Origin of the sequence: Sphingomonas sp. (genome assembly GCF_019749955.1) — a bacterium.
In the GTDB taxonomy this organism is placed as follows: domain Bacteria; phylum Pseudomonadota; class Alphaproteobacteria; order Sphingomonadales; family Sphingomonadaceae; genus Sphingomonas.
This window is the reverse complement of the sequence record NZ_JAIEPC010000118.1, coordinates 1-10,398: the sequence shown is the minus strand read 5'-3', so window position 1 is coordinate 10,398 and position 10,398 is coordinate 1. Positions and strand designations below refer to the sequence as shown.

The following is a 10,398-nucleotide window of genomic DNA, read 5'->3' as shown; positions in this document are numbered from 1 at the left end:
AGCTTTCGGACGAACATCATCGTGGGTTGGGTGCTGGCGGCGATTTTCGTCGGGCTGGGTCTCTCGCTCGTCGCCGGAAAGTTCTTCCACAGCGAACGTCCTGAAAAAATGGGCTATCCGATCGAAGGCGTGGTCGAAGCCTCGGCGGAAGGTGGAGCGGCTGCCGCGCCCGAAGTGCCGATCGCGACTCTGCTCGCCACCGCCGACGCCGCCAAGGGCGCTGAAGTGTTCAAGAAATGCACGTCATGCCACACCGTCGCGCAGGGCGGCGCCAACGGAATCGGCCCCAATTTGTGGGGCACGGTTGGCGAAGCCATTGCGCAGGGCAAGGGCGGCTATGCCTTCTCCGACGCGCTAAAGGCCAAGGGCGGCAATTGGACGTTTGACGAGCTCAACAAGTGGCTCACCAACCCGCGTGCCTATGCCAGTGGCACCAAGATGAGCTTCGCAGGCCTCGCCAATGGGCAGGACCGCGCGAATGTGATCCAGTATCTGAACACGCAGGGGTCGAACCTGCCGTTGCCGACGCCTGAAGCCGCTCCGGCGGCTGCACCGGCGGAAGGCAATGCCGCCGCGCCCGCCGCCGAGGGCAACGCGACCGCCCCGGCAAAGTAAGCGCGCCGAAAGGCCGCCTGACCTAGAGTATGATGACTTTACCTTGACCCGTTTGTTTCGAGCGCAGTCGAGAAACAGGCCAAAGGCGGCGCGCAAGCGTTTCTCGACTTCGCTCGAAACGAACGGGTCACTTTAACGTCATCGGGGTCAAGTCGGACGCCTGACCCTTATTCCTCGCCCATCGGGTAGCGGATCATGGGATCGGGCCGGTCGGCGTAGAAGGCCTTGACGTAATCCCACGCCTCGTCCGCCGTTTCGACGAAGCGGAAAATCTCCAGGTCGCGCGGCGAAATCACGCCTTCCTCGCACAAAGCCTCGAAATTGACGACGCGGTTCCAGAAGTCGCGGCCGAACAGCAACACCGGGATCGGATCGATCTTGCCGGTCTGGATCAGCGTCAGCAGCTCGAACAATTCGTCGAACGTGCCAAACCCGCCGGGGAAGGCCGCGAGCGCGCGCGCGTGGAGCAGGAAATGCATCTTGCGCAGCGCAAAATAATGGAACTGGAGCGACAGGCGCGGCGTGACATAGGGGTTGGGCGCTTGCTCATGCGGCAGCACGATGTTGAGCCCGATCGATTCGGCGCCGACGTCGCACGCGCCGCGATTGGCCGCTTCCATGATCGACGGGCCGCCACCTGAGCACACCACGAACTGGCGCATGCCCTGCGCGTCGGGCGGCACCTCGCTGACGATCGCCGCAAGCTTGCGCGCTTCATCATAATAGCGCGACTTGGCGACGAGGCTCTCGGCGACCTTCCGCGCCGACTCGTCCTGCGCCATGTCGAGCATCGCTTGCGCCTTTTCCGGTTCGGGAATCCGTGCCGAGCCGTAGAAGACGAACGTCGAGCCGATGCCCGCTTCGGCGAGGAGTAGCTCAGGCTTGAGCAGCTCGAGCTGGAACCGCACCGGGCGCAAATCCTCGCGCAGCAGGAAGTCCATGTCCTGAAACGCGAGGCGATACGCCGGGTCTTCGGTCTGCGGCGTGGAGGCAATGCCGCGTGCGGTTTCGGCGTCTTCGCTGGCCCGCGCGAACACGCGCGGCGGTACTTTGGGATCAGTCATCACGTCGTCCTAACGCTTTTGCGCGTGATTAGGAACGGATCAGCGGCAAAAACCGGCGCGGTCATCCTCCAGATGGAGGTGGTTGTAATGCGCGGCGTTGTAATCGGGGCTGAGTACGGTGCCGAAGCGCTTGCAGGCCGAGGCGTGGATCACCTCGAAGAAGCGGCGGACATCGGGATCGCCCGATCGCCAGCCGGTCTGCACGCTGATCCGGCGGCCGTCGGCGAGCACGAAGCCGCTGACGTCGATCGCATTGCCCGCCGCATGGCCCGACAGCCGGGTATAAGCGGCGGCAGTCCCGACGGTGTTGCGGCAAGCATAGCTGCCAAAGGTTTCGACGCGCACCAGATCGCTGCCGAGGATTTGCCGCGCGGCCGGCGCCAGCGCGAACCGCGTCCACGCCGTGAAGCTGCGCGCGAGGCCGCAGCGCATGCCCTTGATGCCCGTGACGGGCACGCCGATGTCGATCAATTGCACCGCCCCGACCAGCGAACAGCCGCCGCCGTATTCGCGGTCGGGGAGCAGTTCATAGCGGACATCGGCGCGCGAGAGGTCGGCAAGGCAGGCCTGCGTCTCGCGGCTGGTCGGCAGGTTCACAGCCGCAGGTCGCGATCCCGGCGGGCGCAGGGGCGGCGCACGATCGTTACCGCCGCACCCGGCGAGCAGAAGGACAGGCAGGATCGCGGCGCGACGCATCGGGGGCGAGGATAGCGGCGCGCGCGCGGCGGATGCAATGTGTTGGCGGCGAACCGACAGAATTTGCGGCGCGGCGTGGCATGCCGACGACGCGCGCTCGCCGAGTCTGGAGCCGTTTGCGATCTGACAGAGTCACCTGAGCCCCTCCCCTTCAGGGGAGGGGTTGGGGTGGGGAATCTCCACCAGCGCGGCGCCTGCGGACACGCCCCACCCCCGTCCCCTCCCCTGAAGGGTAGGGGTGAGTTGGTGTGATCACAAACGCGCGCTAAACCGCTGCCCCCGCTGCCGCGCCGCTCGCCCAGGCCCATTGGAAATTATAGCCGCCGAGCCATCCCGTGACATCAACCGCTTCGCCGATCGCGTAGAGGCCCGGCACTTTGCGCGCCATCATCGATTGCGATGACAGGCCATCGGTGGAAATGCCACCGACGGTGACTTCGGCCTTGGCGAAGCCTTCGGTCCCGTTCGGCTCGAAGCGCCAATCCTTCAGGCGGCGCGCGGCGTCGGCGAGCGCGCGGTCGGTCTGGCTCCCCAGCTCGCCCGCCAGCCCCAGCCGGTCGGCCAGCGCCTCGGCGAGCCGTGTCGGCAGCGCCTCGGCGAGTGCCGCTTTCAGGCTGCTGCGCGGTCGCGCGCGCTTGGCGGCGGTGAGCCAATCGGGCGCGGCATCGGGCACGAAATCGATCGCGACGGGCTCGCCGTGGCGCCAATAGCTCGACGCTTGCAGAATCGCCGGGCCGGACAGGCCACGGTGGGTGAACAGTGCCGCCTCGCGGAAGGCCGCTTTCCCGGCGCGCGCGACAACCTCGGTCGCGACGCCCGACAGCGCCGAAAACAGCGCTTCGGCCCCGCCCAGTGTCAGGGGCACGAGGGCAGGGCGCGGCTCGACCACTTTCAGCCCGAACTTGCGCGCGAGATCATAAGCGAACCCCGTCGCGCCGAGCTTCGGAATCGCCGGACCGCCCGTCGCAATCACCAGCGCCGGAGCGGAATCCGTCCGCGTCCCATGCGTTACGCTGAATACCCCATCAGCGTGCCCGACATCACGGATCGCGCCCCCAAAGGCGAACTCTACCCCGGCGCATTCGTCGACCAGCATCGCCACGATCTGCTTGGCCGATCCGTCACAGAACAACTGCCCCAGCGTCTTTTCGTGCCACGCAATGCCATGCGCATCGACCAGCGCGATGAAGTCCTGCGGGCTGTATCGCCCCAGCGCCGACTTGGCGAAATGCGGATTGGCCGAAATGAACCGCTCGGGCACCGCCCCCAAATTGGTGAAATTGCACCGCCCGCCGCCCGAGATCAGGATCTTCCGCCCCGGCTCGCTGTTGTGGTCGATCAGCAGCACGCGCCGCCCGCGCTGGCTGGCGACACGCGCGGCCATCATGCCCGCCGCGCCCGCGCCGAGCACAATCACATCATAGGTCGGTCGCGTGATTATTCGGGCGTTCCCGTGTACCACATGCGCTGCAGCTCGCGCGTGCCGTCGAGGAATTGGTGCTTGAGCGCGCCGAGGATATGCAGGCCGACCAGCCCATAGACAAGCTTGCCGATGATGTCGTGCGCTTCGCCAAAGCCATCGTGCACCGCTAGCTTGGTGGCGGGATCGAGCGCCAAGATGAAGCCGATGCGCGGCCATTCGACCACCCCGAACAGGAACATCGGATGCGTGGCGGCATCCTTCCACGCCGAATCCATGATCCACCCGCTCAGCGGCATCGCGAAAATCAGCACATAAAGCGCGATGTGGGTCCAATGCGACAGCCGCACTTCCCATGCCTTGTACCCCGTCGGCAGCGTCGGCGGCTTGTGCGCGAACCGCCACAGCAGCCGCATGATCGCGAGGCCCAGCACGGTGATGCCGACCGACTTGTGGAGATCGATCAGCGGGCGAACCTGATCATCGGCGACCGCAGGCCAGATCCACGTCAGCGCGAGATTGAGAATGATGCCGATTGCGACGAGCCAGTGAAAGGTGATGGCAAGGCTGGTGTAACGGCGATCGGTCATTTGGGTGTCCTCCACGCCTTACCGCACTGCACCACTGGCGATTGGCGTGGTTTGTCCTTACCTTGGGCAGGCCGAACATTCACCCCCCAATTGCGGGATCCCCCTTGCCAGCGCTTGCCCGCCTCTACCAGTCGCTCGTCGCTGAATCGCCACGACTTTCACCGCGCCGCGCGCCTTGGCAAAGCTATGTGATTGGCGGGGCGGCGATGATCGCGCTGGTGCTGCTGACTTTGCAGGCGCTGTTTCGCGCGAACCTCGCCGGCTGGTCGGTCGGGATCGCCTATATCGGGTACGATACCGCACTGTTAATCTTCACCGCGCGGCATAGCTGGCGGCTGATGCGCCCGGTTGCAGCGGTAGCGGCGCCAGCGAGCCGCCCGACGCTGGGGGTGATCGTCGCCGCGCACAACGAAGCCGGGGTGCTCGGCGTGACGATCGACCAGCTCGTGAGTGCCAGCGCGCCGCCCGAGCTGATCCTGATCGCCGATGACGGATCGAGCGACGCGACGCCCGAGGTGATGGCCGAGCGTTTCGGGCTCGAACCACCGCCGCTGGGCACGATCAGCCCGCCGTCGCCGGTGCTGCCCAGCCTGCGCTGGCTGCGCGTCCCGCACGGTGGCAAGGCGCGCGCGCTCAATGCCGCGATCGTTGAGGCCGATACCGAAATCGTGCTGACGGTCGACGCCGATACGTTGCTCGATCCCGGCGCGCTGGCGGCGATGCGCGCGGCCTTTGCCGCCGAGCCCGAACTGGTGGCCGCAACCGGCGTGCTGGCGCCGATTTGCGGACCATCGCGCGCCGGGCGGCTGTTCCAATGGTTCCAGAGCTACGAATATGTCCGCAATTTCCTCGGGCGCTATGCGTGGATGCAGGCGCACAGCCTGTTGCTGGTGTCGGGCGCATTCGCGGCGTTCCGGCGCACCGCATTGGTCGATGTGGGCGGGTTCGATCCGGTGTGCCTGGTTGAGGATTATGAACTGATCCACCGGCTGCACCGCCACGCCGCCGACCGGGGTCTGGACTGGCGCGTCCGGGTGGTGGGCGCGGCGCGGGCGCGCACCGATGCGCCGGCGTCAGTGATCGGATTCCTGAAGCAGCGGCGGCGCTGGTTCGGCGGCTTCCTGCAGACGCATTACTGGAACCGCGACATGATCGGCAATCGCCACTTCGGGATGCTCGGTACGGCGCATATGCCGGTCAAGACGCTCGACACGCTCCAGCCGGTGGCGGGGGTCGCCGCCTTCATCATCCTGCTGACCTTGCTCGCGCTCGGCCGCTTCGTGATCGCGCTGCCCATCCTGATCATCATGATCGTCAAGATCGTCTTCGACCTGAGTTTCCTGATCTGGTCGCTGCGGCTCTACGCGCGCTGGACGGGGCAGGTGCAGGGGCTCTCGGTGCGCGGCGCGCTGCTGGCGGCAGCGTTGGAGCCGTTCAGCTTCCAGCTGCTGCGCCATGCGGGGGCGCTATGGGGCTGGCATGCGTTCCTGACCGGCAAGGAAACCTGGGGGCGGCAGAAGCGCACGGCGCTGGAAGCGGCGGCGGAGTAGGGCTGGGTCCGGCTTTCGGCCAAGCTTATCCCGTTCATCCCGTTTGCCCTGAGCTTGTCGAAGGGCCGTCCTTGCTTTTCCGGCGCTCGAAAAAAGAAGGACGGTGCTTCGACAAGCTCAGCACGAACGGATCATGGGTGATCCCACACCGCTCAGCGCTGGGCTTACAAAAACCCGATCAGCAACGTCGCGTTGAGCCCGATCACCACTGCCGCAATGCCCCACGCCGATACCTTCAGCCAGCGCGGGCTGGCGAGATCGCCCATCACGTTGCGGTCGCTGGTGAAGGCGACGAGTGGCACGATCGCGAAGGGCAATTGCAGGCTCAGGATCACCTGGCTCAGCACCAGCAGGCTGGTCGCACCGCTATCCCCCAGCCAGCCAACCACGATCACGGCGGGCACGATCGCGAGCAGCCGCGTCGCCAGCCGCCGCAGCCACACTGGCAGCTTCAGGTCGAGAAACCCCTCCGCGACGATCTGCCCCGCGAGCGTGCCGGTGATCGTCGAATTCTGCCCCGAGGCGAGCAACGCCACCGCAAACACGACGCTCGCCGCGCCTGCGCCGAGCATCGGGCTGAGCAGCCGGTACGCCTGATCGATATCGGCCACATCGGTTCGGCCGGCCTGATGGAAGGTTGCTGCCGCCAATATCAGGATCGCGGCATTGATGAACAGCGCGAGGCCGAGTGCGATCGTCGAATCGATCACCGCCAGCCGCGCGGCCTGGCGTTTTCCTTCAGGATCGCGGTCGAACGCGCGCGTCTGGACGATCGACGAATGCAGGTAGAGATTGTGCGGCATCACCGTCGCGCCCAGAATGCCGATCGCGATGTAGAGCATCGCCGGATTGGTGACGATTTCGCTGCTGGGGATCAGCCCCTTTGCCATTGCGGCGACATCGGGCTGGGCAATCGCCAGTTCATAAGCGAAACAGCCCGCGATCACGACCAGCAGCGTCACGATAAAGGCTTCGAGCAGCCGGAAGCCCCAATGCTGGAGCATCAGGATCAACAGCACATCGAATCCGGTCAGGATCACCCCCGCGATCAGCGGCAGCCCGAACAGCAATTTGAGCGCAATCGCGGTGCCAAGCACTTCGGCAAGATCGCAGGCAATGATTGCGAGTTCGCACAGCACCCACAAGGTCAGGTTGACCGGCCGCGAGTAGCGCGCGCGGCACGCCTGCGCGAGGTCCATCCCGCTCGCGATGCCGAGCCGCGCGGCGAGCGCTTGCAGCAGCATCGCCATGATGTTGGCCATCAGGACGACGCACAGCAACCGGTAGCCGAACGCCGAGCCCCCGGCGATGTCGGTCGCCCAATTGCCGGGGTCCATATAACCGACCGCGACCAGATAGCCCGGCCCCGAAAAGGCGAACAACCGCCGCCAGAATCCGACCGTGGCTGGCGGCACCGCGACGCTGCGATGGCTTTCGCTCAGCGATACGCGCGGCGCGACCGGCTCGGCGACCCCGCCGGAAGGTTCATGCGCGAAGGGCGGGGGCGGGGCCATGGTGCATCATTTGGGGCAAGTTCATGCCGATACAAAGCCCCTGCGGCGACGCTGTTCCGAAATTATGCCGACTGGCCGCCCACCCGCGCCATCACCGCATCGAGCTTGGCCAACACCGCCGGGTCGCGCCGCGCCGGATCGGTGATGAGCGCGGCGTCGAGCACGGTGTCGATCGGCGACGGCGTGCGCTCATCCGGCAGCGTGGCAAGGAACGCGGCCACCGTGCGGCGCGCGAGATCGCCGTTCGCGTGCATCTGCGCAATGACTTCGCTCACTTCGACATGCGCTTCGCTCTCGCGCCAGCAATCATAATCGGTGACCATGCCGATCAGCGCATAGGGCAGCTCGGCTTCGCGCGCGAGCTTGGCTTCGGGCATCGCGGTCATGCCGATCACATCGGCGCCCCACTGCCGATACAGCAGGCTTTCGGCGCGGCTGGAAAATTGCGGGCCTTCCATCGCGAGATAGGTCGCGCCCTTGCTCATCTGGCCGCCCGCATGCGTGATCGCTTCGGCAGCAAAGGCGGAGAGGCGCGGGCAGACCGGATCGGCCATCGATACATGCGCGACCATGCCGGTGCCGAAGAAGCTCGACGGTCGGCCGACGGTGCGGTCGATGAATTGCTCGACCACGACGAAGCGGCCGGGCTCCAGCTCTTCCTGCAGCGAGCCGATCGACGAAATCGCGAGAATGTCGGTGCAGCCGCTGCGCTTGAGCGCGTCGATGTTCGCGCGCGCATTCAGTTCGCTCGGGGGGATGACATGCCCACGCCCGTGGCGCGGCAGGAACACGATGTTGACATGGCCCACGCGCCCGAACAGCAGCTCGTCGGACGGCGCGCCCCAAGGCGTATCGACGCGGCGCCACTGCGTATCCTCCAGCCCCTCGATCGCATAAAGGCCCGATCCGCCGATAATGCCGATTGTCCACGCGTCGTTCATGCTGTTACTCCGAAAGAAAGCTCGCCTGCCAAATGAGGATTTTGCCGATGCGGACGATCGTTGCCCTTGGGCTGCTTGCCCTGCCCGCTGCCGCTCATGCCGCCGAGCCGATCACAGGGCAATGGTATACGAAGGACGCCAAGGCAATTGTCACGATCGCGCCGTGCGGCAAGCTGGTGTGCGGGCGGATCGCCAAGGTGCTCAAGCCCAATCCGCAAGGGCACGGCGTCGACGAACGCAACCCCAATCCCGCGCTCCGCAATCGCGCGATTGTCGGCTTGCCGATCCTGACCAACTTCAACGACGGCGGCAGCGACTGGCGCGGGCGCATCTATGATCCCGAAGCCGGCAAGGAATATCGCTCGATCGTGAAACGGCTGCCCGACGGCAGTCTGCAAGTGCAGGGCTGCATCGCCTTTTTCTGCCAGACGCAGAATTGGAAACCCGCGCGCTGAGCCGCGTTACTGCACGCCGAGCAATTTCTTGCCCAGATCGAGCGGATTGGCGCGCAGTTTCGCTTCTTCATTGCCCATATATTTGAAGATGCCGCTCATCGCCTGATCGGTCACGCTGTCGGTCAGCGTGTCCTTGCCGATGCCCATGCTGCCGAGCAGCGGGCTGACCTTGCCGAGCTTGTCCATCTGCGCGAAGGCGCCCGTCTTGCCGAGTGCGCCGACGATCAGCGGGCGCAGCTTGGCGCGAAGCTCGGTGCCCGCGCTCTGGCGCAGATAGCTGGTCGCGCCATCGCTTTTGGTCAGCAGCCCCGGCACGTCGTTGACGGTCATTTTGGAAATCGCCGCGCGAAAAATCGGTTTGGCGGCGCCAGCAGCCTGGCCTGCGGCATCGTTCAGGCTTTTGGTGATGCCGGTGGTGAGCCCCGCCCGATCGGTCAGCTTGAGGATGCCATTGGCGCGCGCAAGTGGCCCCGGCAGCGCAATCCGCACGGCTTCATCGGCATAGAAAGCACCGGGCTGGCCCAGCTTGCCGAGCGCCGAGTCCGACGCTTTGCCGAGGATATCGGTGAAGGGCAGCGGCGTTTGCGCGGCTGTCGGTGTGATCGCCAAACAAATCGCGACGGCACCGACGATTACCGACGGCTTTGCGGTGAACCAATTGCCCGACATTGCGCGCTCTCCCGATGATTTTGGCACTATCTAGCATGGTCGCGCTGCGATGGGGAGCGCTCTATCACCTGCTCACACCACCGCCATATCGACCTTATAGTGATGCCACGCCATGATCGCCGCCGCGCCCCGGTGCGGGCGCCACGGCTCGGCGAGCAGGCGGGTAGCTTTCTCGGTCGGGCGCGCCTCCAGCCCCAGGATGCGGCCGATCTCGATCTGCACCGCCAGATCGCCCGCGGGCCAGATGTCGGCGCGTCCCTCGGCAAACAACAGATAAATTTCCGCCGACCAACGGCCGATGCCCTTAATGCTCGACAGCGCCGCAATCGCCTCCTCGTCATCGGCGGGAAGATCGTCGAGGTCGAGCGCGCCGCTCGCCACCGCTTCGGCAAGGCTGTGCGCATAGCTCGCCTTTTGCCGCGAGAGACCGAACGGGCGCATATCCTCAATGCTCACCGCCGCCAGCGTCGCCGGATTGTCGAGATCGCCCAACCCCGCTTCGAGCTTCTTCCAGATCGACTGCGCGGCGGCGACGCTCACTTGCTGGCCGACGATCGTGCGCAACAAGGTGCCATAGCCGCGATCGCGGATGCGCGGCGGCGGATAGCCCGCGCGGTCGATCGCGCGCGCCATCGCCGGTTCGATCGCGGCGACGGCGTCGAGGCAGAACTTCAATTGCTCGGCGGAAATACCCATCGACTGTTTCCTTGAAATCGCCGCGCGCGCACGGCAAGGCGGGCACAACACCGCCTGAGGAGAGACACATGCCGCAGCTTATCGTCGTGACCCGCAATGGGGAAGAACGGTCAATCACGGGCGAAGCCGGCCTTTCGGTGATGGAAGTGATCCGCGACGCCGGGATCGACGAAATCCTGGCGCTGTGC

At 65.7% G+C, this 10,398-nt stretch carries 11 protein-coding genes and 1 pseudogene; 4 read left to right on the top strand and 8 right to left on the bottom strand.

What is annotated here, in order from left to right; genetic code table 11:
• Positions 1-615: cytochrome c family protein (locus tag K2W81_RS16090; RefSeq protein WP_294106386.1), on the top strand; the 615-nt coding region annotated here is incomplete at its 5' end.
• Between the two features lie 167 nt (positions 616-782).
• On the opposite strand, the gene K2W81_RS16085 is transcribed toward K2W81_RS16090, so the two are convergent.
• The 4 genes from K2W81_RS16085 to K2W81_RS16070 form a co-directional block, all read right to left on the bottom strand.
• On the bottom strand, positions 783-1,679 hold the full coding sequence (locus K2W81_RS16085; protein WP_294106384.1) for a TIGR00730 family Rossman fold protein: 897 nt from the start codon (positions 1,677-1,679) through the stop codon (positions 783-785).
• A gap of 39 nt (positions 1,680-1,718) precedes the next feature.
• Positions 1,719-2,375 (bottom strand): extensin family protein, encoded by a 657-nt coding sequence (locus K2W81_RS16080; RefSeq protein WP_294106383.1) that lies wholly within the window; start codon positions 2,373-2,375, stop codon positions 1,719-1,721.
• A gap of 265 nt (positions 2,376-2,640) precedes the next feature.
• Positions 2,641-3,816: an NAD(P)/FAD-dependent oxidoreductase gene (locus tag K2W81_RS16075; RefSeq protein ID WP_294106388.1), complete on the bottom strand. Its 1,176-nt coding sequence runs from the start codon at positions 3,814-3,816 to the stop codon at positions 2,641-2,643.
• Positions 3,813-4,385, bottom strand: coding sequence for a cytochrome b (locus tag K2W81_RS16070; protein ID WP_294106381.1), 573 nt, complete (start codon positions 4,383-4,385; stop codon positions 3,813-3,815). Before K2W81_RS16070 ends, K2W81_RS16075 begins: the two co-directional genes overlap by 4 nt.
• Before the next feature lie 104 nt (positions 4,386-4,489).
• Here K2W81_RS16070 and K2W81_RS16065 point away from each other — a divergent pair, with 104 nt between their 5' ends.
• The gene (locus tag K2W81_RS16065) at positions 4,490-5,935 is read left to right on the top strand and encodes a glycosyltransferase (RefSeq protein WP_294106379.1); all 1,446 of its coding nucleotides are present in this window, start codon (positions 4,490-4,492) and stop codon (positions 5,933-5,935) included.
• A gap of 164 nt (positions 5,936-6,099) precedes the next feature.
• On the opposite strand, the gene K2W81_RS16060 is transcribed toward K2W81_RS16065, so the two are convergent.
• Together K2W81_RS16060 and mtnP are read right to left on the bottom strand one after the other, a co-directional pair.
• Positions 6,100-7,449 carry an Nramp family divalent metal transporter gene (locus K2W81_RS16060; RefSeq protein ID WP_294106377.1) on the bottom strand — a complete coding sequence of 450 codons (1,350 nt, stop codon included), beginning with the start codon at positions 7,447-7,449 and terminating at the stop codon, positions 6,100-6,102.
• 62 nt (positions 7,450-7,511) lie between these two features.
• Complete coding sequence (mtnP, locus tag K2W81_RS16055; protein WP_294106376.1) at positions 7,512-8,390, bottom strand: S-methyl-5'-thioadenosine phosphorylase; 879 nt, start codon at positions 8,388-8,390, stop codon at positions 7,512-7,514.
• Positions 8,391-8,437: 47 nt separating this feature from the next.
• Between mtnP and K2W81_RS16050 the strand changes: the two genes are divergently transcribed.
• Positions 8,438-8,845, top strand: a complete 408-nt coding sequence (locus K2W81_RS16050; RefSeq protein ID WP_294106374.1) for a DUF2147 domain-containing protein — start codon at positions 8,438-8,440, stop codon at positions 8,843-8,845.
• Between the two features lie 6 nt (positions 8,846-8,851).
• On the opposite strand, the gene K2W81_RS16045 is transcribed toward K2W81_RS16050, so the two are convergent.
• Both K2W81_RS16045 and K2W81_RS16040 read right to left on the bottom strand, forming a co-directional pair.
• A complete protein-coding gene (locus tag K2W81_RS16045; protein ID WP_294106373.1) occupies positions 8,852-9,514 on the bottom strand; it encodes a DUF4197 domain-containing protein in 663 nt (220 codons plus the stop codon).
• Positions 9,515-9,586: 72 nt separating this feature from the next.
• Positions 9,587-10,210, bottom strand: coding sequence for a DNA-3-methyladenine glycosylase 2 family protein (locus K2W81_RS16040; RefSeq protein WP_294106371.1), 624 nt, complete (start codon positions 10,208-10,210; stop codon positions 9,587-9,589).
• Positions 10,211-10,278: 68 nt separating this feature from the next.
• On the opposite strand from K2W81_RS16040, the pseudogene K2W81_RS16035 reads away from it, so the two are divergent.
• Positions 10,279-10,398: pseudogene (locus K2W81_RS16035) on the top strand (ferredoxin); the annotation flags it as partial.

What these genes read in the sequence shown, in the direction of transcription:
- K2W81_RS16080 (WP_294106383.1), bottom strand. Translation starts at nt 2,375, where the DNA reads ATGCGTCGCGCCGCGATCCTGCCTGTCCTTCTGCTCGCCGGGTGCGGC.
- K2W81_RS16085 (WP_294106384.1), bottom strand. Translation starts at nt 1,679, where the DNA reads ATGACTGATCCCAAAGTACCGCCGCGCGTGTTCGCGCGGGCCAGCGAA.
- mtnP (WP_294106376.1), bottom strand. Translation starts at nt 8,390, where the DNA reads ATGAACGACGCGTGGACAATCGGCATTATCGGCGGATCGGGCCTTTAT.
- K2W81_RS16045 (WP_294106373.1), bottom strand. Translation starts at nt 9,514, where the DNA reads ATGTCGGGCAATTGGTTCACCGCAAAGCCGTCGGTAATCGTCGGTGCC.
- K2W81_RS16070 (WP_294106381.1), bottom strand. Translation starts at nt 4,385, where the DNA reads ATGACCGATCGCCGTTACACCAGCCTTGCCATCACCTTTCACTGGCTC.
- K2W81_RS16040 (WP_294106371.1), bottom strand. Translation starts at nt 10,210, where the DNA reads ATGGGTATTTCCGCCGAGCAATTGAAGTTCTGCCTCGACGCCGTCGCC.
- K2W81_RS16050 (WP_294106374.1), top strand. Translation starts at nt 8,438, where the DNA reads ATGCGGACGATCGTTGCCCTTGGGCTGCTTGCCCTGCCCGCTGCCGCT.
- K2W81_RS16060 (WP_294106377.1), bottom strand. Translation starts at nt 7,449, where the DNA reads ATGGCCCCGCCCCCGCCCTTCGCGCATGAACCTTCCGGCGGGGTCGCC.